The organism is Bacteroides sp. AF20-13LB (assembly GCF_003603065.1).
Taxonomy (GTDB): domain Bacteria; phylum Bacteroidota; class Bacteroidia; order Bacteroidales; family Bacteroidaceae; genus Bacteroides; species Bacteroides uniformis.
Window position 1 is genome coordinate 84,655 of sequence record NZ_QTMH01000001.1, and the last position, 24,046, is coordinate 108,700.

Sequence of the window (24,046 nt, forward strand, 5' to 3'; positions counted from 1 at the left end):
TCAACATGAAAAGCCTCCTTATTCAAACCTTTTGTTTATTATTCCTTTGCTTGGGCACGGTCCGTGCACAGCAATACCAACTTGCATCACCCAACGGAAAACTATCCGTTACGGTAGATGCCGGAGAAGCCCTCACCTGGCAGATAGCACACGACGGCACCACAGTGCTGCAACCCTCTGCCATTGCCCTGCAAGGCAGAGATGAAAAATCAGCCAAGAAAGCAATAACTTTCGGTAAAAATGTAAAAGTAATCCGTGCAGAACGCAAGTCTGTGGAGTCCTCCTTCCCCACTCCCCTCTACAAAAAGGCAAGTGTGGAGGATGTCTACAACCTGTTGACACTGAAATGCCGCGGAGGCTACAGCGTACAGTTCCGCGCATACGATGACGGTGCTGCCTACCGCTTCATTTCCGAACAGAACAAGCCGTTTATCGTCCTCAACGAAACTGCGGACTTCAATTTCGACAAGGATTACCAGGCATTTGTACCTTACATAAACGACAACCGCAACGGTGAGCGCTATTGCTTCTCCTTCGAGTCTTACTACGACGAAGCCCCGTTGTCCAAAATGCACACCGACTCACTCTCCATCACCCCACTGATGGTTTGCCTGGACGGAGGAAAGAAAGCCGTTATCATGGAAGCCGGATTGGAAAACTATCCCGGCATGTTCCTCACTGTAAATCCTCAGACACGTCAAGGAGTGCAGGCAGCATTTGCCCCCTATCCGCTGGAAGAAATAATCGGCGGACACAACCGGCTGAACCTGATACCGACCAAGCGTGCAGACTACATCGCCCGTTGTGCCAAGCAGGAGCTCCCCTGGCGTGTGATACTCGTCACCGAAAAGGACACGCAGCTTGCCGACAACGACATGGCACAGCGTCTTGCCCCCGCCTGCCGCATCAAAGACATTTCCTGGATTAAACCCGGCAAAGTGGCTTGGGACTGGTGGAACACCTGCAACTTGACTGGAGTAGACTTCAAAGCCGGCATGAACACCCCGACTTATAAGGCATTCATCGACTTTGCCGCCGACAACAACCTGGAATATATCATCATCGATGACGGCTGGAGCGGAAACGAATCCTTATTGAAAGACCTGAATCCGGATATCGATTTAAAGGAACTGGTAGCCTACGGAAACCAGAAGGGCGTCGGCATCATTCTCTGGGCAAGCTGGCGAAATTCTGCCAAAGATACGGAAGCCGCATTCAGCCACTATGCACAGATGGGTATCAAAGGCTTCAAGATAGACTTCTTCGACCGTGACGACCAGCCACTAGTACAGTCCGTAGAACGCATTGTAGCCTGCGCCGCCGAGCACCGCCTGGTATTAGACCTGCATGGACTCAAGCCATACGGTATACAGCGCACCTATCCCAACGTCCTAAACTTTGAAGGTGTAAAGGGACTGGAGAACGCCAAATGGGAACCGATAGTGAACGGAGCCCCCCTCCACAACTTCCCGCGCTATGACGTGACTGCTCCCTACCTGCGCATGCTTATAGGTCCGATGGACTACACACCGGGAGCCATGATGAACGCAACCCGCGAAACCTTCCGTGCCGTCAACGACCATCCGATGAGCCAGGGTACGCGCGTCCACCAGATGGCGATATACACCCTCTTCGAAGCCCCGCTGCAAATGCTTGCCGACAGCCCCAGCAAATATATGAAGGAGCAGGAATGCACGGACTTCATTGCCAAAGTGCCTACCGTTTTCGACGAGACCGTGGCACTGGACGGTGAAGTAGGCGAATACCTTACACTGGCACGCCGCAAGGGAGACGTCTGGTACATCGCCTCCATGACCGACTGGACACCACGCGACTGTACCATCGACCTTTCCTTCCTTGGAGAAGGAAGTTACGAAGCCGAAATCTTTTCCGACGGCATCAATGCCGACCGGGAAGCAACCGACTACAAAAAAGAAGTACGCACCGTGACCTCGGGGGACAAGCTGAACATACACATGGCACCCGGAGGAGGATGGACAGCACGGATATGGAAAAGATGATAGGGTGATAAAATAATGACATGATAAGTGCAATAGGGTGACAGTTACGTTAAAAGTGCTGTCACCCTATTCCTTTATCACTTTTAACATACCTCTACGTGAACCTTTTATATCCTATCTTGTTTTTTCTCACAAAAGCCTAAGGTACCATAGGGCAGGAATTTATATTAAACCTAAACAATTATAAAAGTATGAAGAAATTTATTCCCCTATTATTAGCGGTCTTTGCAGTGACGCTTGCATCTTGCGAAAAAGACCCTGACATGGATAAGCTGGACAATAATTATCTGGTTTATACCAACTATGACAAGAAGGCGGATTTCAAAACCTTCGAAACTTATTACTTGCCGGACAGCATTCTGGTTATCGGTGATAAGGAAAACGCCGAATACTGGAAAGATGAGAATGCCCAGGAAATTCTCAGCGCTTATGTTGCTAACATGAACAGCCGCGGCTACACCCGTGTGGAGGACCGGGAAGAAGCCGACCTTGGCTTGCAGGTAAGCTATGTCAGAAGTACCTATTACTTCACCGACTACGGACGTCCCGAATGGTGGTGGAACTATCCAGGCTACTGGGATGCTCCTTACTGGGGCAACTGGGGCGGATGGTATTATCCCTATGCCGTGAACTATTCCTACAGCACCGGTTCCTTTATCAGCGAATTGTTGAATCTGGAGGCGCCGCAAGGCCAGAGCGAGAAACTTCCTGTTCTGTGGACCAGCTATATGAGCGGCTTGCTGAGTGGTTCTACTTCTGTCAATACCAAACTTGCCGTGCAAGGTGTGAACCAAGCTTTCACTCAATCAACTTACCTGACTAACAAGTAGTGACAAGCTACGAGCTATAAGTGACAAATGACGGGTTACCCAATATTAAGGTAACAAGAATAATACGGCAGCATCCTTTCCGGACTGGGAAGTTGCCATTGAACCAAAAAACAAGAACAAAGTATGAAAACAATAAAATATCTTTCCTTGAGAGTACTTGCGGTTGCCGCTCTTGCTCTCGTCTTCGCCCTACCGACGAAGGCACAGATGACCGATAACGGTTATGCCAATATCGACTGGCAATATAACTTTCCCCTCAGCAACAACTTCGCCGACAAATCAAGCGGCTGGGGTATGAATTTTGAAGGCGGTTACTTCCTGACAGACAATTTTGCATTGGGAGCTTTCTTGAACTACCATAGCAACCATGAGTATTTCGGTCGCCAGACACTTCCCGTAGGCGAAGGCGGCAGTCTGAATACCGACCAGCAGCACACTGCATTCCAGTTGCCTTTCGGTCTGGCCTCCCGCTATGTATGGAACCGTGGAGGTGCATTCCAGCCGTATGCCGGTGTAAAACTGGGTGCTGAATATGCACAGTTGAAGTCAACTTTCAACGTATTCGAAGCTAACAAAGATACATGGGGTTTCTATGTATCTCCTGAAATTGGTTTCAATGTGTATCCTTGGGCTTATGGACCGGGCTTGCATTTCGCAGCCTATTACAGCTACGGTACGAACAAAGGTGACCTCTTTACGTACAGCGTAGACGGTTTGAGCAATTTCGGTCTGCGCGTAGGTATTGCGTTCTGATAAGACACACACTTAAAGCTTAACAGATAGAATTTAATTGTTTCAAAATTGAAGAAGAAAAGAGCCTTTCCTGCGTGAGCAAGGGAGGCTCTTTTTAATTGTACCAGTTATTTTTTTCCTCCCAGCATCGCCTTATATACAGCCTCCTGAATCCCCGTCCTTATATCCAGCCTCATCAACTTGTTATTCCACACATCCGGATAGGTGCGGTTGCTCAAAAAGACATAAACCAAGCCATTCTCCGGGTCTGTCCAGGCGCAAGTGCCCGTGAAACCGGTATGGCCGTAGACAGAAGCAGGGGCAGACTCTGCGCAGGGACTCTTCTGGGGATTACGCTGGTCGGGCTTATCAAATCCCAGCCCCCGGCGGCTTATCCTTGAGACGGTGGTAGTAAATACCCTGCAAGTCTCCTTGCTCAAATAGCGCTTACCGTCCAGCTCACCCCCATTCAGCAACATCTGATAGACTTTTGCCACTTCTTCGGCAGTGGAAAACAGCCCGGCATTACCGGAAACGCCGCCCTGAAAAGCTGCAGATTCATCATGTACAAATCCTTGCAAGGTAGTCTTACGCAAGAAAGGATCTGTTGATGAAGGTACAATATCTTCCTTCTTCAAGAAGCGCAGAGGAAGATACCCCGTACGCTCCAATCCCATCGGAGTATAGAATTCCTTGGCCAAATATTCGTCCATAGACATGCCGGTGCGCGCCTCGACCAACTGCTGCAACAAAATAAAGCCCACACAACTATAACGGTAACGTTTATCTCTAAGCGGAGTATCCACAATCTTCTGCAAGTACTCTTGCTTGAAGGAACGGTTCAGCCAAAGGCTGTCGGACACTTGCATTGTATGTTCCGGTGTCTGCACCTTCGACGTCAGTCCCTGGCGGAAGCGGAACTTAGGGTTCGCCCAAGTCTGCCGTCCGATGCGTGCAGAATGCCGGGCATCGGGACGTGCCTTGAACAAAGTGCCGGTGTAGCTCTCTTCATCAATCGCTTCCTGATAGAATAGCAAGGTAGAAGGCAGACCGGATTCATGCATCAGCAGTTCGCGTACCGTAATATTCTTCTTGTCCGTATCCTGTAGGAAAGGCAGATAGGTTGACACCCGGTCTGTAAGGCTGAGACGTCCGCCATCGTACAACTTCATCACAGCAAGCAGTGTGGCCGTGGTCTTTGTCAGCGAGGCGATGTCGTACACATCCGTTTTCTTCACGGGAAGCGCCTTACTTCCGGTCTTGTTCCAGACGTGGGTACCGAAAGCTTTATTATACATCTCCCTGCCATCCTTCAGCACCACTACCTGGCAACCGGGGTAAGCCCCTTCACGAATGCCTTCTTCGGCTATCTTGTCTATTTCAGCCAGCAGACGGGAATTCATACCATGCTCTTCGGGCACAAAGCGGGGGGTACTTTGAGGAGTCAGCGTCACTCCCGCACCGGCAGCAAACCGGCTACCGATACTGGCAGACAAGCGTCCCTCTGAACAAGCACTGCCATAAACAATCCGGGCAACCTGCCGCTGTACCTCCCCGTTGGAGGAGTGTGCCAAAATCACCGCTTCAGCAGCAGCGTCCCCTTGTTTTATCTGCAATACCTGCTTGCCGGGAATAAAGAACAGATAAACCACCGGTACGTCAGGAGCGAACTTTGCAAAGAAATTCTGATAGGGCGTCAAACGGTGTTCGGTGACACAAACCAGAATACGTTTGTACTTGGCCAGCGCATTTCTCAAACGGTTCCCGTCAGCCTCCGGCAGATTCTTGCCCAAACGGAACTCCACAGGACGGGTATACTGCGACAGTTCCTTGAGGAACGGCTGGATTTCCTGCGCTTCTCCCACATTGAGCACGGCAACTTCACCGATGGAAGGGTCCAGCGGAAGTACCTCGTCCCGGTTATCCAGCACAGTGATGGCCGCCAAGTTCAACCGGCGCATCAAATCACGCGTTTTCGGAGTATTGATGCGGGTCCCCAAACCTGAAAGCTGTACACGGGGTTTCTTTTCCAACCCAAGGGCATATTTATATTTCAGCACTTTACGGCATTTCGCCTCTATCTCTTTCTCTGTCAGCTCCCCTTTTTTCACAGCGGCAAGCACAGCCTCCACTTCTTCCTTAATGCGCCGGGGGACAAGCAGCAAATCATTGCCGGCTTTCAGCGCCTGCAAACAGATGCTTTCATTGCCCGATACCCCTTTCATAGCAAGGGCATCCGTAAAGACAAGCCCCTGAAAGCCGAGGTCATTCACCAACAGACCGGAAACTACCTTACGCGAAAGCGAAGACGGGAGCCCCTTTTGCGGCTCTATGGCAGGCACCTCCAAGTGCCCCACCATCATACCTCCCAGTCCGGCACGAATGGCTTTTCTGAAAGGATAAAGCTCTATACTGTCCAGACGGGCACGGGTAAAAGGCAGCACGGGCAACGCCTTATGAGAATCCACATCCGTATCCCCATGCCCCGGAAAGTGCTTGCTGACAGAAAGCACACCACCATCCTCCAACCCTTTGGAGTAGGCAACAACCTTGTTCGCCACATTGAACGGACTTTCACCGAAGGAACGGGTATTGATAACCGGATTCTTGGGATTGATATTCACATCCGCTACAGGAGCAAAATTCACTTGCACCCCCAGTTCACGGCATTGGCGGGCCACCTCGCGCCCATATTCATAAATCAGTGTATCGTTCTGTATGCAGCCCAGCACCATGTTTCGCGGAAAGTTCGGAGTACCGCGAAGGCGCATAGCCAGTCCCCATTCACCATCAAAGGTAATCATCAGCGGAACTTCCGCCATCCGCTGCGCCTCATTGGTCAACATCACCTGGTTCTGCATCAATCCGCCGGAGAATAACAGACCGCCTACCTTATAGTCCTCCACCACCTTACGCAGCAGTTCCTTGTTGGCCTTGTCCTGCCGGGGGGCAATCGTATAGATGAACAGTTGTCCGATGCGTTCTTTCAAAGTCAGACGCTGCATGACGGAATCCACCCACTGCCTGCACCGCACGTCACTGTTCAAGAGGCGTACAAGCGAAGGGGCGTTCGGCGGCACCGGAGTAAACGGCATCGGGCCAAGCTGCGCTTTCAGAAGCGGACAAAGACAACACAATATAGTGATATAGGCAAGCAGGTATATTCTCTTCATTCCTTATAGATAGATTGTTTTCAGGGGATTTGCGGAATAATACTTTTATAAATCAATTCCTGGATATCTCTTCTTATATTCATGTCACCCAGTTTCGTGTTCCATACATTGGGGCACAAGCGGTTGCTGAGGAATACATACACCGTCTTGTTTTCCGGGTCCACCCAAGCACAAGTACCGGTAAATCCGGTATGTCCATATACCGCTTCCGGAGCGGAAGGAGCACAAGGGCTGCGCTTCACAATGGATACATCCGGCTTGTCGAATCCCAGACCGCGACGGCTGATGGCAGATTTCTCCGTCGTAAACAAACGGCAGGTTGCCTCACTCAAGAAACGCTTGCCATTGAATTCACCGCCGTTCAGCAACATTTGATAAACCTTTGCCACCTCTTCGGCCGTAGAGAAAAGTCCTGCATTACCGGACACCCCACCCATGCAGGCAGCAGTCTCGTCATGCACATATCCGCATATATCCTGGCGACGCAGGAAGTCATTGGATGCCGTGGGCATGATTTCCGCTTTGGTGAACTTCGTCAAAGGCAGAAACATAGTACGTTGCAATCCCATCGGGGCATAGAACTCACGGGCAAGGTACAAATCCATCGGCAGCTCCGTCACCTTCTCCACCACCTGCTGCAGCAACACGAAGCCAAGGTCGCTGTAAACATAACGTTTACCATCCAACTCGCACTTGGCTATCCGCTGAAGGATAGAATTCTTGAAACTCTTGTTCAGCCACATGCCATCTGCCATGTGCAGAGTATAGGCCGGTGTATTCTTGTCGGACACCATCCCTTTCCGGAACTTAAAATCGGAACAATAATAGCTATGCTCGCTTACCTGCGTACGATGCCACTCGTCCACCCAACTCTGGGAGTACGGACCGTGTACCGAATTCGGGTCTATGATGTCCAGGTAGAAGCGGATATAGGGAGGAAGCCCCGATTCGTGGAACAAAAGTTCGCGGATGGTAATGTTCCGCTTGTTGCCATTGCGCAAGAAGGGCAGATAAGCGGAAACCTTGTCATCCAGTTTTATCTTGCCCTCATCATACAGTTTCATGACGGCAAGCAACGTAGCCGTAGTCTTGGTCAGCGAAGCCAAATCAAAAAGGTCCGAAGAACGGACAGTAGTGGTATCCTTATCAGAGTGGGTTCCGAAGCCTTTGTCATATACCGGCAGTCCGTCTTTCCACACCAGCACGCGGCAACCGGGATAAGCTCCCGCTTCCAGTCCCTTCCGGGCAACGGCATCGATACTTTGCAGCACATACGATTTCATGCCGTAATCTTCCGGAACAGTCTTCCCCGGTTTCATGCCCGGTTCAATCATACAGCCCGTTCCCGCTGGAAACAGTTTACCGATACTCATCGACATTCTGCCACTGGCCGGCTTTTTGGCAAAAAGAACATCAACCACGTATTGCTGCAAATCCGTCTCTGCCGAATGTGCCAGCACCACAGCGCTAGATTTGGCAAGTGCGGGCATCAGAGGTTGCAATGTACGGTAAGAGGTAAAAAAAGTATAGACCAGCGGAGCACGCAGGTTCAAGCCTTCCAGAAAGGCCACATCACGGTCGCTGACATAAGCCGAACCGGTGATGCTGATAACCACGCGACGGAAAGCAGCCAACTGCCCCTGCACTTCCTGCCAGAGAGCCTCATCGGCATTCCAAGGCAAGTGGAAATGGCTGATGCCTGCATTCTTTTTCATAGCTTCCACAAAGGGAGCATCTGCCTCCTTCTCTCCGATGCTGAGCACGGCAATATCACCTTCCACCGGTGCCAGCGGGAGGACATCGAAATAATTGTTCAATACAGTCACTGCCGAACGGCGCAACTTGGCAGCCAACGCCTGCGCTTCCTCCGTATTGATGCGATAGCTCATTCCGCTGACCCGAAGTTGCGGCTGGCGGTTTCTCAAGCCAAGCATATACTTGTACATCAATACCTTGCGGCACTTGGCATCAAGTTCGTCCTTACTCAGTTGTCCCGACTCCACTGCATCTACCAGCTCCTGCACCGCATTCTTCGTATTGAACTGTACCAGCACCATATCATTTCCCGCCAGCAGCGCTTTGGTAGTTACCTGCGGAATGGCAGACACACCCTTCATGTCCAAGGCATCGGTAAACACCAGCCCTTTAAAGCCGAGTTCATCCTTCAACAGCCCGGTCACCACATTCCGCGACAAGGAAGAAGGAGTCACCCCGTCCGGGTCCAGCGCCTGCACTTGCAGATGGCCTACCATGACACCCCCCAATCCGGCACGTACCATTTCCTTGAAGGGATAAAGTTCCACACTGTCCAGGCGTGCACGGTCGTAGTGCAAGGCGGGAAGCGCCTTATGAGAATCCACATCCGTATCGCCATGCCCGGGGAAATGCTTGCAAACGGAAAGTATGCCCCCGCTTTCGAGCCCACGGCTGTATGCCACCACCTTTTCCGCCACCCGCTGCGGGTTCTCGCCAAAGGAGCGTACGTGTATCACCGGGTTCAGCGGATTCGTATTGACATCCGCATCGGGTGCAAAATTGACGTGTACCCCCAATTCGCGGAACTGGCGGGCCACCTCACGTCCATATTCTTCAATCAGGCCATTGTCCTCGATACATCCCAAGGCGGCATTACGGGGATAGTCCGGAGCGCCTTTCAGCCTCATTGACAGTCCCCACTCTCCATCGAAAGTAACCATAACGGGAATCTTGGCATCCTTCCGGGCCATATTGGTCAAGATAGCCTGCTCTTCCGGAGTACCTTCGGAAAACAGCAAGCCACCGACCTTGTATTTCTTTACCAGCTCGCGCATCTGCTTTTTCGTGGCCTTGTCTGCTCTGGCCGGAATGGTGGCAACGATGAGCTGCCCCACTTTTTCGTGTACATTCAGACCTGACAACACGGAGTCCACCCATTGCCGGCACCGGTTGTCTGCAGCCGAAGGAAGAAACGGGCCTCCCGTCTGGGCGTGAAGTGAAGATAATCCCAATATAAACAATCCTGCAACCCATAAAAGGAGGGTGAGTCTTTTCATCATGCTATTTTTCAGTTAAAGTAAGTACCATTTCTCCTACGTAGATGCCACTCTTTCCGGTGTGCAGCACGGGAACGCTCTTGCCGTCCGCATTCAGATAAACGGCAGGCTTTTCCATAAAAGTATGCGAATGTCCTCCCAAAATGACATCAATGCCACGCGTCTTGCCTACCAGGTTCTCGTCGGAAGCGCCTTCGGGATTTGCACTGCGGATACCCAAATGAGACATGCAAATCACAACCTCGCAATTCTCCTTCTCCCTGAGAAGGTCTGTCATTTCTTGGGCCACCTTTATCGGGTCGTTGTAGACAATGCCTATGCATTTATCCGCCTGCACCAGCCCTTCCATCTTGGGGGCCAGGCCGAAGATTCCGATTTTCACCCCTTCGCGCACCAAGGTGATATAAGGCTTCACCAGCCCTTCGAGTACCGTACCCGTCACGTCATAATTGGAACAGACCACGGGAAAATCCGCCATACGGAACAATTCCGCCATATTCTCAAGTCCGAAATCAAATTCATGATTACCTATCGTCATGGCATCATAGCCCATGAGGTTCATCATCTTGACCTCCAGCTCGCCTTTGAAAAAGTTATAATAAGGGGTACCTTGCGAGATGTCTCCGCAATCCAGCAGCAACATATCCGGATGCTTGCCGCGAAACTGCTTTACAAAACCGGCACGGCGCACCACACCGCCCATCCCGGCATACTCGTCGGCAGCCTCGGCGCTGATGGGTTCTATACGGCTGTGCGTATCGCTGGTGTGCAGGATAAACAGTTGTTTTCCGGATTGGCCGGACGATACAGAATCGGCGGACACCAGGCAAAGGGGTTCTTCAGTAATGACACGCCCCTCTTGCTGTGCCGATGCGGGGAGCATGAAAAGCAGCAGGGCTGCCAAGGAATACATATGTTTCATAGAACTTCTGTTTTTTTAATGCTTACTCTTTAACGACCACTCTTCCCTCCATGCGCGAAGTCACCTTCTTGCCGGCTGCCGTCTGCTTCTCCACATACTTCATGAACAGACCACGCAGTGTAGCCCCATCCGGGCACTCCCTTTTATCCGCCTGCAGGAAAGCCGTCATTCCATCGTTTCCATCAGCCAGATAATCAATCGTGGCAACCGTATAGTCACGGTCATCCTCCACCGGCTTGCCGACAATGGAAGCCTGGAGCAGCTTGCCATCCTTGCTGATTTCCAACTGTATACCACTCACCCCTTCACCAAGTCTCACCGCAATGTTTTCAAACAAGTGCTTCATGGCAGAGCCTTTCATCGTCAGCACACAGAGCGAATTCTCAAAAGGCAATATCTCATAGATGTTTTCGGTAGTGATATCTCCTTCCGTCAGGGAATTCCGGATTCCACCGATATTGATTAGCCCCATATCGGCCGGTTTGCCCAGCACTTCCACCGCAGCCTCACGCAGTACATCTGCAATCAGATTGGATAAAAGGCTTTCGGGCCGGAATCTGTCCATCGACATTTCTGCGGTTCCCACCACATGATACATAACGCTGTCCATCCGGGCCTTGTAAGGCGCCAGCAGAGCCACGGCTTCGGCATCCGGCTCGGCATCCCAGACAGAGTTCATGGGAATTCTGCCTCCCTCTACCTTGGTCACTTCGTAGGAAGAATGGCAGGAAACCAATAGAAGTGCAACCGCCAACACTGCCCCCGCAAGGAGACTGAAAGTTTGTTTCTTCATATTCATTTAGTTTTAAATTGCTACAAATATACTTTTCTTTTGCGACTGAGCCACACAATTAACCGATTATTTAGACTTGCGTTTAGCAGAATGAAACGCTCAAAAATCATCCCAACTGGCGAAAAAAAGCTTGAAGCACTTGTGTATCTGGCAAATAATTCGTTCCTTTGCACCGCTTTCGCGCAATCGCTGTCAGGACACCAAGAGAGAAGCCTGGTATGTTGCGTTGTAACGATGAAACAATTTAATAATAAAAACAATGGATTTAATTAAAATTGCAGAAGAAGCATTTGCTACCGGAAAACAGCACCCGAGCTTCAAGGCAGGTGACACTGTAACAGTAGCATATCGTATTGTCGAGGGTAACAAGGAACGTGTACAGCTGTACCGTGGTGTTGTTATCAAGATTGCCGGACATGGAGACAAGAAGCGTTTTACAGTACGTAAGATGTCAGGAACCATAGGCGTAGAACGTATTTTCCCGATTGAATCACCGGCTATCGACAGCATCGAAGTGAACAAGGTGGGTAAAGTTCGTCGCGCTAAACTGTACTACCTGCGCGCTCTTACCGGTAAGAAAGCAAGAATCAAAGAAAAAAGAGTTAACGGTTAATTCCAGACTCCTATTTCGAAATAAAAAAGGGAAACTGACAATGTCGGTTTCCCTTTTTTAGTGATATACACAGTAGGCATACACACCATGCGATACTCTACTGCTACTCCCTCATTCAAAACATTGTAAGCCTGCGCTCCTTTCCTTTCACATAAGCCTTCCTTCTTGCTGATATGTTAGTTTATCAGCGCCCAACGGCCGTGAGACGCTCTGCTAACGACCGTCAACAAGGTGCTTTATGGCCGTTAGGCGAACGCCTCACGGCCGTTAAACAGCTCTCATATGCATAGCTTGCCTATACTGAATACCTATCTTATCCATACCAAAAACCTGACTTCCACCTATTATCGCACGGGCTTTTACGAAGTTAATACCGTGTTTGCAGGAAACCAATAGCTTGTTTACACGATATTGGCAAATCGCTCCATATCCTATTAATTTATTGTACTACAAGATATTAATAGATTATATGGCGTAAATTTAAGGTGGAAGCAAAAGTTGCTTCCACAGCATCCGCAACCCCTATGAATAAAGGGATACAGAGAATGGGTGGAAGTGTGGAAGCAACTTGTGCATAACTCTATTTCTGAGGAGTTTTAGAGAATATACAGGAAATAAGCTTCAAATCAAATTTTGGCCTACGATCGTAGAAGAAGATTCCATTCTGCTCCTGCTCCACATCAGTCAACTGCGTATAACAATATCCCCAAACATGTTCTTTTAAACTCAATATAGCATCTATCTGCCCTTCAAGACGTTGTAGAAACTCCTCTTGAGTTGCAGGCGGAGTGCTATACCCCCAAGAACTGTCCGAATTACTTTTATCCTTTGCTTCTACCCACTTGATACCTCCTACCTCGTCAATCAAGTAAGGCATTTTACCATCATATTGCGGAAAAGGATAAGGACTATTTACTGCAAGCCCGTTAAATCCGACGTTTTCCGGCTGTACACCTTGCGGATTATTAGGCGTCTGAAAGAACTTTCCATCCTTATATAGCAAATTCTTCAATGCCTCCGGGTCTTGTTCATAACTATGTACGGTCCAAATATCCGTCTTTATATGACAGCCTCCACTGGCATCATTCACCGGACGGGTAGGGTCCAATGCCTTAGTCAAATCGTATAAATCTGTTGTAAAACGCGGATACTGTATATGGTCAGGCCACCATTCCTCATTCATCGGAGTCCAAATTAACAAAGAAGGATGATTGCGGTCACGCAAGACGAGTTCCGACCATTCTTGCAGAAAATTGCGTGCAACCTCAACGCTGTTTGCATCCATGCCACAACTCGGTGCCTCTCCCCAGGTAATATATCCCAATTTATCAGCCCAATAATAAAAGCGTTCTTCAAAAGCTTTCTGATGCAGACGGGCTCCATTGAAACCTGCCGCCAATGACAATTCTATATCATTCTTCAATGCCTCGTCTGAAGGTGCTGTCCAAATTCCATCCGGGTAAAAACCCTGGTCGAGAACCAAACGCTGATAACAAGGCTCATTATTGAGATAAATTCGGTTCCCTTCAATATGGACTTTCCTCATTCCTACATAAGACACCACCTCGTCCACCACTGTTCCATCTCTATCCAGTACCTGATACACGACGTCGTACAAGAAAGGCGATTCCGGAGACCATAGTTTAACATTCTTCAGAGAGAATACAGCTACTGAACTATTGGCGGCTTTTACACATACCGTCCCAACTGCCTTTCTACCTTCCTGCAAGGCAATCCGCAACATATGCCCAGAGTTTTCTATATAAAAACGAGGGTGGATAACCAGCTGTTTCTGGTCTATATCTGTAAGCACATGGACAGACTGTAATCCTGTCGGTGCCACGGCTTCCAGCCATACTGTCTGCCAAATTCCGGTAGTACGTGTATATTGACAGCCATGGGAGTTCAATAAAAGACTCTGCTTACCGGCACTTTGCATGGTAGACCTCAGGTCACTGCTTGCACGTACTGTCAAATGGTGTTCCAGTCCATCCTCCACAAATCTGGTAATATCAAAGCTAAAAGAAGAACTGCCTCCAAAATGTCTTCCAACCAATATCCCATCCAAATAAACCTCCGAATTAAAATAGACAGCACCAAAATTCAGCATAACTTTCTTTCCAGCCCATTCCTCTGGCCTCTGTATAGTTCGATGATACCAGATATGATTAATAAAGTCTTTGTATCCTACTCCGGACAATTTACTTTCCGGCGGGAAAGGAACAGTAATCTTGCCATCAAAGGCAGTAGCTTTATGAAAGCCTTTTTCCATTCCGATGTTCGTAAAATCAAAAGTATAATCCCATTCCCCATTCAAGTTGAGCCATGCTTTACGTTCAAACTGGGGACGAGGATACTCTTTCCGTGGAATTTCATCAGCATTCCCTTGAAGCCCCCACACAACAAGCGCAAGGAATGTCACAAATAATTTTTTCAATATCATATAGCTACTGTTTTAATCAATATCCAGTACAAAACCTCCGTGAGGCAATACATCAATCTCCATCGTATCTTTCTCACTCATCTCCGAAAAAGTTTCAATCCGCACATCGTGCAATTCATTCCCTTCCTTATCAGCATATAAAGTAATGGTATGCTCTCCTGCCCCCAAGAAAGACAAAGGTACCTTAATCTTACGCCCTTGTTCACTGTTTATTCCTGCAACAAACCATTTTCCGGCTTTACAACGAGCCACACAGAAGTACTCACCAGGATAGCCGTCTATAAAACGGATATCGTCCCAAGCAGCCTCAATCTTCTCAAGTAAAGGGCGGGCGGGAGAGTTCAAATAAGCATCCGGCCGGTCTGCCATGCAGACCCATCCGGACTCAAATGCAAACGCCAGAGCCAATTCATGCGCATACGTTGTTGTACGAGGATTTTCGTCACGAATGGTGAAGGTTACGGGGGTATAGTCCATAGAACCGACCACATTACGTGTGAAAGGCAGAGTACAATTGTGTCGGCTATCGGGGCAACGGGCACCCTTGAATGTATAATATTCAGCTCCGCGCACACCTTCATTCGTCATGATGTTGGGGTAACGCCTCCGATGTCCCCTGGGTAAAGTCTCCCCATGGAAACTCACCATCATCTTACGTTTGGCAGCTTCGGCACAAGCCGTATCACGAAACATCATTGCATATTTCGAATCCGAATCAATATAGTCAATCTTTATCCCGTCCAATCCCATCTCCTTGTAACGGTCAAAAACAAAGTCCCGGCCAGCCTTGTTGTCCAATACCTTTATTTCATCCCAACCATACACACGTATGTTCTTTTCTTTGGCATAAGCTGTCAGTTCCGGTATCCAAGTAACGTCCTCCCATTCCTTTGAGGAATGAAATGGGGTGTTAATCAAGGAAACATCGAACTCCAACCACTCCCATTTCATCTCGGCAGCCAAATCGACATACATTTTCAGAGTGTCTATATAACTGTTTGCCAAATAGTTTCCCCACCATGGGAAGGCAGCGACACCAGGCTTTATCCAGTCCATATCAGAAAAGTCCGCAGACGGATTCAAATTCTCTACCAACGAAGACTCCACGACATCACCCAAATTCCGTCCCATAATAAAAGTCTTCCATGAAGTCTTGAAAGCGGCATCAACCGTAAACACAGAATCTTCGTGTGCATATTCATAACGGAGTACAGTAGATTCCGGCTCTTTCGACAAATGCATGGCAGGTATTGAATACACTTCGGCTTCCGTCATCAGCATCCACTGCTCATCCTGCAAGGTCAAAACAGGAAATAGGAATTCAGCAGGCCGGGTAATGGTATCAAGTACGCGTTCCGGATAGAAATTCTCATAGTCCTTAATCCAGTCCATCATCCAAGTATGGGTACCTGCTGACAAATTACACTCTGTCAGCTCATGTCGGATGGTCAACGATTCCTGATTGTCCAGTTCATAACGGAATGCCACTCCATCATCATAGGCACGACAAATGACCTTCAGTAACCGATCATCTGCATTCCGATAGACGAAGGTATTCTCATTGGCCTTGTTCACATATTTCGAGCGTTTACCTACCGGCAAGGTATATGTTTCGTTTATGCTCCTACCTACTTGGTCTATATATACCAATCCCCTATTGAAACTATATCTTTCATTCTCAGATTCAATTCCCATCAGCGATTTATGGACAACTTCATTTTTGCCGGAAAAAATCTGATAATACAATGAACCGGATTCATCCAACATCAATACCAACTTGTTTTTGCCGTCAGGTGAAGTAACTTCTGTTTTTTGTCCGCATGCGGAACATAGGAATAACAGTAACCCATAGATAAGTGCAGTATATTTCATACTTTATGTCTCTTATTTATCCTATTTATAAATGTTGCGGTCATTTCTTGAAAGAGAACTTCCAAAAGACCTTTCCACCACGCGCACTCTCCAAAGAAAGTTTCACAATATCCTCAGAATTTTTCTCCGAAGAACATTTTACTTCAGCATCGGAAACGCTGCACGATTGGGGATTCCAGCCATTACTCGCTATGGCAATACGCATAGGTTCACCAGCAACCAACTCTGCATAACCAGCCAGTTCCTTTGTTTCCTCATTCCAGGAAACCTCAGAAAGCTCCAGTAAACCTTGTAACAGATGTCTGTCGGTAGACAGCACCTGAGGATTACTCTCCATTTCACGGACAGCCATCTGTCGGGCTTCTCCTTTACGCAGTTCCTGCTCCAGCACATCACTACCTTTGAAAATACCAATCAGTCTATCATTCCAAAAATCATAGACATAATACCGCTTGTCAGCTTGCAAACCAGCACCACCACGTCCTTCTATTCCCGAAAGCCTGACAGCAATCTTCTGTGAGTGTTCCTCATCTTCATTGAAAAACGTCAGCGAGCTCCACTTGTCTGTGAGCTTCATCCCATACACCCTTGGATAATCAGCAGTAAAAGCATCCAAAGGACGGGCACTTCTAGCGAATTGATGGAAAGGATAGATGCGTGACAACTTATAGACATGAGCGGAATCCAATGTACCGAAGCTATTGGCCAACAACAGACGGGAAGCGGTTACATAAGACATTGTCAACAACTTGTTAACTCCATCTTCCGAATCCGACGGTTGCGCCTTCAGCAGATTTTTAGCATCCATGTCATAATTCACCACAACACGATTCTTATACCATCGCAATCCACTTCGGGTAACCATCTCCGGAGTAATAACATCCGTATCTCCCCAAGTACGCTGGGAAGCGACATATCCCAGTGCTATATCAGAGCCATATTTCAAATTACGTTCATGAATGTATGCCTCGTCTCCCAACCCTTCTGAAGCCAACTTAAAAATCGTACGGTAAGCACTGGCCGCCGTACTGTATTTGTCGTCCATTCCACCATAAACCGGCCATCCTGTATATGGATAGTCAAACATCATACCAGTAATGCCAGCATCATGCAGATTACGGTATACATCACGCATATGCGCCACAAACCCCTCATCCGTAAAATCATAAGTCGTATAATTCTTGTTCAACCAGTCAAATGTATCAATCTCATGGAAAGACTCATTGAAAAGCATATGCTCCGGATAAGCTTCGGCATAATCTTTAGAACGAACAGCCGTCTGGAAATAAGTAAACGGCAAACCACCTAAGTCCAAAATCGCCTGCGCCCATTTTTTGGAAGTATCATAAGGAGAACGGTAATGTCCCGATTTCAACTTCATACCCTCTCCCTGCGGACCACTGCCATGCAGACGCCAATGCTCATCATCCCACCAGCCATTCTCATTGTTCTCATCATAACAATCAGGAACCAAACGAATACCCATTGTCGTATATTTCAAGAATCCGCTCGACTTTACACGTTCCATTTCCTCTACTGCACCAACAGTGTCATTTGTTCCCATTACAATATTTCCTCCATAAATTGGCATCATGGCATACCACATACAAATTGTCGGGAAATAGTAATAATTCAGCTTTATTTGTTGTAGAGTCCGTAATGTCTGTGCATACTTTTCAGCCGAGTATACCGGATTCCTTGTAATGAAGTCCAAATAGAATCTGTCGTTCTCGGCAATATAACCGGATTTTGCATCCACTCGTTTACCAACAACATCAGAGGCATATAGATTGAATGTACACTCTTCAAAATCAGCCTCAGGTATTTCAACTTTCTGAGGAATATTCAAACAATCCGCAGAGAGTTTCCCCTCATAAATAACGACTTCACTGATAATAACATTGTCACCGCCAGCCTGCTTCACCAATAATTGCGGTTCCTGCACATTGGCCGCTGCCGGAATTTCAAAATACACAATTTCCGCATCTTCATTATTCTTTAAAGAAGGAAGCCGGCAGTTTTCAATACAAGCAATCTCTTCATTCCCGTATTTAAGGCTTACAGTTTGTCTGCGTCTATCTGCATCATCACACCATGACAGACCGACAACATAGGATTTATCCTTTTTCAAATTATGGAGCTTTACTCCGATCTCCTTATCAGCCCATACGACAGTTCTGGCTTCCTTGTAAGCAACATTCCCCTCAAACTTGTAGGGAGCTACCGCAGAGAACGTCGCGTAAGGCAGAACAGTATCCGCATCAACGGCATCTTCTCCCAAGTCCATATAGGATACCAGACGCAAACCATCCAACGGATGATTTTCCAAATCTGCTTTCCTCCGTTCTTTTTCCCCCATCAGAGCATATTTAGCAAATTCACTATAAGAAACACCTCCAGCTACTAAAGAATGGAAATCATCATCTGTCCCGAAATGGAGTATCATATTGTTTTGTGACAATAAGGAAGGGGTTTCACGAACATACGTCGGACAGCCTCCACCTTCACCGTCTATGAGTCTGAAATTCTTCGAGATATCTATTCCCTGAAACAGACGGGCATTTACAACCGGTGAGATTTCCTTTATCTGCACATCAGAAGATGTCTGATTACGAACACCTCCATACATGACGACAAAAGGCTCCTTATCGTACAAATTAAAATTGAACACCAAATCCGGCTGTCCCTTTTTTACCGAAACAATCTGTATAGATTGCCCCTTGCCTAATGAATCCCGGATTGCCTCTATCTGATAATAGATAGAATCCGCATCCGTAGAGGTATAATCGTCCACCCGCCAGGAAGCATCATAAATACAAGTCTGTCCCGTCGCCATATCTATCCCCTTGTAGGTTCCTTTTTGTAAATCAAATTCCAGCTTTACAATGTCATTGTCCACAGAAACCCGATTCTTATCTGTACAGCTTCCACAGAGAAATGCAACAAAAGCCCATCCTAACAACAATCTGTTCATAGTTTGTATCTTTATAATTTTATTTATATCCCTCGTTTTGGTCTTCCGGACCTATTCCATCATTCATATTGATTTCATTGGTCGGAATCGGATAGAAAGCATGATATGCCTGCACATTCCCTTTTGCAAAGGGGTTGTACTTGTCAACTTGTTCTACGAAATAATCTGCTCCACGACGTATCAAGTCCATTCTTCTCCAACCTTCCATACCCAATTCACGCATACGCTCTTCGTAGATGAAATCGAGCATTTCTTGCTTGTTTGAGGCAGTAATTGGCGTAGCGACCTTCGCACGGTCTCGTACACGCTCCACCTGTTTCTTAGCACCAGCCAAATCATTGTCTGCCAAAAGACACTCAGCATACAGTAGTATCAAATCTGCATACCGAATAAAATAAATATTTTTGGAACTGGCTCCGGCATCCATTACACGGTCATAATCTTCATATTTCTTGCAGTGGGGAGCTATATATTCCGGATCGGCAGCCGAAGTCAGCAGATTGCCGTTTTTATCGTAGAATTTTGTCCGGACACTGGCATCAAACCGTTCGTCAGCATCATCGAACAAGCTTAGATATCTATCACTCGGTAGGAATATACCAAACCCTCCTCCTACTGTAAATTGGTCAAGGGCACGGCTACCACAGAAATATTGGAATTGGTTCTGTTCATCAGGATATTCAAACTGGAATTCATATACAGATTCTACACCATTCTCAAATTCCGGTTTGAACAAATCAGCATAAGACGGCTGTAAAGAGTACACTCCCAAATCTTCTATTTCCTCAAACAGGCGTTTTGCTTTAGAGTAGTCTCGTATCCCAATAGACTCTGGAGCATACATGTACACTTTCATCAACATTGCCTTGGCCGTACCGACAGTAGGTCTCCCTACCCGATAGTCAGTTTTCAAGTTTTGTTCGCAGAATTCCAGGTCCTGTATGATATACCTATAAATTTCTGCTATATCAACGCGAGGATAATTGGGAGTGGCAGAAAGAGCGGTCTCCTCGGTTATCAAAGGAACACCACCAAAATTCTGTGCCAGCATGAAGTAATCGAATGCACGTACAAAACGTGCTTCCGCTTCCTTGCTAAGTCTCCATTCCTCGGTATTACCCGTAAAACTACGGCAAGCCTTTATTGCCGTATTAGAACGCGATATTCCAAAATAACTGGAATCCCATAACCATTTGGTAAGCCAATTGTCCGCATTCAATGAAGTGTTATAACGGTCTATAGCTCCTTGTTCAGCCCAATAGTTCACTTCAACAGTTTTTCCTCTGGCCTCATCTGTTCCGGAAATCCCGATAAAACCCTGACGCCCATTCTTAAACCATAACGTAGCCTTATAAGCTCCTTGTATTTCCGCCTCTATCAAAGCTTCATCCACAGTTTCAGACTCAGCAGACATAAAATCTTCCGGTTCCTCTCTTAAGAAATGATCACATGATGATAAGGCAACCACTCCCACCAATGCCAATATATATATCTTTTTCATATTTCATTTTTTTTACTAGTACAACTTAAAAACTAACATTCAATCCCACTGTGAAAGAGCGTGCATTCGGATACGTTTCATCATATCCTGTACCGACAGATTCCGGATCAGCTCCTTTGAATTTGGTCCAGGTCAGCAGGTTCTCACCAGAGACATAGATATTCAAATTACTTAACCCTGCTTTGCTAATCCATTTGGAAGGGAATTGATAATTTAGCGTCACATTCTTCATACGCAAATAGGAACCATTCTGTACCAGTCTACTGGATATCAGCATTCTGTCCAAATTATTGGAATGGGCTCTGGGTATAGAACCATTTGTATTGTCTACACTCCAACGGTCCAACTCATCATCAAACATGTTCAAAGTTCCATATCCGGCACCTAATGTATATTCATGATACGACCGGTTGAAGACATCATTGCCATACACATAATTGAATATTGCATTCAGCGTCCAATTCTTATAAGTCAAGGTTGTAGAAATACCTCCATAACCCTTAGGATCCGTATAGCCTACAATCTCCCTATCATTTGTCGTAATCTGTCCGTCTTCATCCAAATCTGCAATCTTATTCTCACCGGGATAATAAGTGTCACCACCTTCACGTCCATCTTTCATCTTATCCATCAAGGCTCTATCATCATCCCACTGCCAAATGCCCTCATAACGGTAAGTATAAATCGTACCCAACGGTTTTCCTACCCACCAACCGGCATTCAACGGATTGGAAGCATCGTTCATCCTTTCCTTGATGCCTCCATACAATGATTTTAGTTTATTCTTGTTCGTCGCCCAATTTACATCCAGATCCCATGAGAAATCTTTAGTTGATATAATCCGTCCTCCTAAAGAGATTTCAATACCTTTATTTTCCAGTTCACCGACATTGGAATAGATATTCAGATAACCTGTAGTAACCGGCAGAGGAGTTTGCAAGACCAAATCCTTGCTGTTCTTTTTGTACACATCCAAAGTAAACCGCAGACGATTGTTGAAAGCAGACAAATCAACACCGGCATTAATTTGCTCCTGACGTTCCCAACGCAGATCTTGATTACCCATAAACTGGTCTGAATTCTGGATTGTATTCACAGAATTTCCTTGATAATCAACCGTAATCCCCGGAGAAAGCTTTGTAAATGACGAATAGAGCGCCACATTACTATTACCCAACTGTCCCCAACCAACACGTAGTTTCAAATCGTCAATCCAATGAGCCTCTTTCATGAATTTCTCTCCGGAGATGCGCCAAGCACCGGCTACAGATGGGAAGAACCCCCACTTATGACCTTCTGCATAACGGGAATTACCATCATAACGTCCTGTAAAAGTGAAAATATAGTTATCCTTATAGGCATAATTCAATCTTCCAATAAAAGATGCCAATGCCCACCTTGTTTTACTTGAGCTTTGTCTACCTGCCGGGAATTCTGATGCTGAACTAATGTTATTATATCCCATTACATTGGTTGCAAAACCATTACCGTATTGGGTATTGCCAAAATAGTTGTTTACTTGTACCGTATTACCCAACATTACATTTATCCGGTGTACTTCTTTGAATAATTTAGAATAATTCAATGAATTCTCCTGCATAATATCCGTCCATCTGTCATTCTTAATCTGTGCCTCTCCTTTCACACTCTGTCCTTGCTTGATATTGGAAGGAGCAAAATATCCTGCAAAATTATTCACCTGATCCAAAGACACACTGCTCTTCAAGAACAAATCCTTTGTAAAATCAATCTTCAGATAAGCATTCATAGAAAAACGGCTGGACTTTGCATCGTTGTCTATCTGCTTAGACAGTACAGGATTACTCTGTCCTGGATTCGTATAATAGGGCAGTTCCAAAGGAGCCTCACCATCTATTTCAAAAGGATACATAGGGTTGGCACCCAAACCATTTCCAATATTAGCTCCTCCGTACGTGGTTTTTCCATCATAATACGTTGAGTTCACACCCACTTTCAACCAAGACTTTATCTGCTGTTCCAGATTCACGCGAAAGCTAAAACGGCGATGTCCAGTTCCTTGGATAATACCTTTTTGGTCATAATAATTCGCACTGATATAATAATTTGTTTTATTGGTACCTCCAGACAAGGATAAAGTATAATCCTGTACAATACCGGTTTGTGATATCTGATCATACCAATCATAGGTCTCACCTGCCAGCAGAGTCTGTCTTTCAATATCCGAAAACATGGAAGAGGGCAATTCCTTCGCATACTGCTGTTTTAATGCATTAAATTCACTACGGTACTCTTCAATGCTCATTTGAGGATTAGCCAGAAACTTCGCATCCATCTGTGAGTTCACATTCCCTTCTATTCTAATTTCTGCCAATTCTTGCGCTGTCAGCATTTTAGGCAAATTAGAGGGTGTTTGGAATGAGGTTCTAGCACTGAACGATACCCGTGCTTTGCCTTCCTCCCCTTTCTTTGTGGTTACAATCACTACGCCATTAGCTGCTCTCGAACCATAGATTGCAGCAGCGGAGGCATCTTTCAGAATGTCGATGGAAGCAATATCATTCACATTGATATTATTCAATGTACCTTCCATTATAATGCCGTCCACAACATATATTGGAGCATTAGACTGATTGATGGAACCTTTTCCACGGATAAGTACATTTACGCCACCACCAGGAGAATTATCACTTAATTGTACCTGCACACCCGCACTTTTACCTTGAAGAGCCTGATTCAAACTGACAGCCGGAGTCTCTTTCAGTTTGTCTGCCGATACGGAAGAGATAGCGCCGGTTATATCTTTCTTCTTTGCTGTACCATAACCGATGACAACCACTTCATCCAGCGCTTGTCTGTCCTCTTCCATAACAACAACTAAATCAGATTCAGCTTTACTGACAAGTATGGTTTTATTCATAAATCCCAGATACGAAAATACCAACTTTTCGCCCACCGCTACATCTATGGAAAATTTTCCATTCAATTCGGCAACAGTTCCGTGTGCTTTATTTGATTGCACAAAAATGCTCACACCCAACAAAGGTTGTCCACTTTCATCTAAAACCTTACCGGCAACTTTTACTGTCTGGGCTGATAATCCAAGAGTGAATAGCAGCCCAAATACTACTAATAGATAATTTTTCATAACATAAAACATT

The 24,046-nt window shown here is 46.6% G+C and carries 13 protein-coding genes; 4 read left to right on the plus strand and 9 right to left on the minus strand.

What is annotated here, in order from left to right; translation table 11 throughout:
- Nucleotides 1–5: 5 nt before the first annotated feature.
- From DWX62_RS00295 to DWX62_RS00305, 3 genes are all read left to right on the plus strand, one after another.
- On the plus strand, nt 6–2,021 hold the full coding sequence (locus tag DWX62_RS00295) for a glycoside hydrolase family 97 protein (RefSeq protein WP_120172510.1): 2,016 nt from the start codon (nt 6–8) through the stop codon (nt 2,019–2,021).
- A 191-nt stretch (nt 2,022–2,212) separates the two neighbouring features.
- Nucleotides 2,213–2,851, plus strand: coding sequence for a DUF4136 domain-containing protein (locus DWX62_RS00300; RefSeq protein WP_022400889.1), 639 nt, complete (start codon nt 2,213–2,215; stop codon nt 2,849–2,851).
- A 123-nt stretch (nt 2,852–2,974) separates the two neighbouring features.
- The gene (locus tag DWX62_RS00305) at nt 2,975–3,604 is read left to right on the plus strand and encodes an outer membrane beta-barrel protein (RefSeq protein WP_022400890.1); all 630 of its coding nucleotides are present in this window, start codon (nt 2,975–2,977) and stop codon (nt 3,602–3,604) included.
- Between the two features lie 107 nt (nt 3,605–3,711).
- Here the strand turns inward: DWX62_RS00305 and DWX62_RS00310 are convergent, their stop codons facing one another.
- From DWX62_RS00310 to DWX62_RS00325, 4 genes are read right to left on the minus strand one after another with little or no spacing between them, the layout of a single operon-like run.
- Nucleotides 3,712–6,756: a glycoside hydrolase family 3 N-terminal domain-containing protein gene (locus DWX62_RS00310; RefSeq protein ID WP_120172511.1), complete on the minus strand. Its 3,045-nt coding sequence runs from the start codon at nt 6,754–6,756 to the stop codon at nt 3,712–3,714.
- Nucleotides 6,757–6,776: 20 nt separating this feature from the next.
- Complete coding sequence (locus tag DWX62_RS00315) at nt 6,777–9,791, minus strand: glycoside hydrolase family 3 N-terminal domain-containing protein (RefSeq protein WP_005834791.1); 3,015 nt, start codon at nt 9,789–9,791, stop codon at nt 6,777–6,779.
- A gap of 1 nt (nt 9,792) precedes the next feature.
- On the minus strand, nt 9,793–10,710 hold the full coding sequence (locus DWX62_RS00320; protein WP_005825055.1) for a metallophosphatase: 918 nt from the start codon (nt 10,708–10,710) through the stop codon (nt 9,793–9,795).
- A 22-nt stretch (nt 10,711–10,732) separates the two neighbouring features.
- On the minus strand, nt 10,733–11,503 hold the full coding sequence (locus DWX62_RS00325; RefSeq protein ID WP_120172553.1) for a 5'-nucleotidase: 771 nt from the start codon (nt 11,501–11,503) through the stop codon (nt 10,733–10,735).
- A 259-nt stretch (nt 11,504–11,762) separates the two neighbouring features.
- Here DWX62_RS00325 and rplS point away from each other — a divergent pair, with 259 nt between their 5' ends.
- A complete protein-coding gene (gene rplS, locus DWX62_RS00330; RefSeq protein WP_004292313.1) occupies nt 11,763–12,116 on the plus strand; it encodes a 50S ribosomal protein L19 in 354 nt (117 codons plus the stop codon).
- A gap of 580 nt (nt 12,117–12,696) precedes the next feature.
- On the opposite strand, the gene DWX62_RS00335 is transcribed toward rplS, so the two are convergent.
- The 5 genes from DWX62_RS00335 to DWX62_RS00355 are packed head-to-tail and all read right to left on the minus strand — an operon-like array spanning nt 12,697 to nt 24,033.
- Nucleotides 12,697–14,559 carry a glycoside hydrolase family 2 TIM barrel-domain containing protein gene (locus DWX62_RS00335; RefSeq protein ID WP_120172512.1) on the minus strand — a complete coding sequence of 621 codons (1,863 nt, stop codon included), beginning with the start codon at nt 14,557–14,559 and terminating at the stop codon, nt 12,697–12,699.
- A gap of 12 nt (nt 14,560–14,571) precedes the next feature.
- Nucleotides 14,572–16,431, minus strand: a complete 1,860-nt coding sequence (locus DWX62_RS00340; protein ID WP_120172513.1) for a glycoside hydrolase family 97 protein — start codon at nt 16,429–16,431, stop codon at nt 14,572–14,574.
- 40 nt (nt 16,432–16,471) lie between these two features.
- Complete coding sequence (locus DWX62_RS00345) at nt 16,472–19,405, minus strand: hypothetical protein (RefSeq protein ID WP_120172514.1); 2,934 nt, start codon at nt 19,403–19,405, stop codon at nt 16,472–16,474.
- Nucleotides 19,406–19,424: 19 nt separating this feature from the next.
- On the minus strand, nt 19,425–20,906 hold the full coding sequence (locus DWX62_RS00350) for a RagB/SusD family nutrient uptake outer membrane protein (RefSeq protein WP_120172515.1): 1,482 nt from the start codon (nt 20,904–20,906) through the stop codon (nt 19,425–19,427).
- Between the two features lie 25 nt (nt 20,907–20,931).
- Nucleotides 20,932–24,033 carry a TonB-dependent receptor gene (locus tag DWX62_RS00355; protein WP_165858997.1) on the minus strand — a complete coding sequence of 1,034 codons (3,102 nt, stop codon included), beginning with the start codon at nt 24,031–24,033 and terminating at the stop codon, nt 20,932–20,934.
- Nucleotides 24,034–24,046 lie beyond the last annotated feature (13 nt).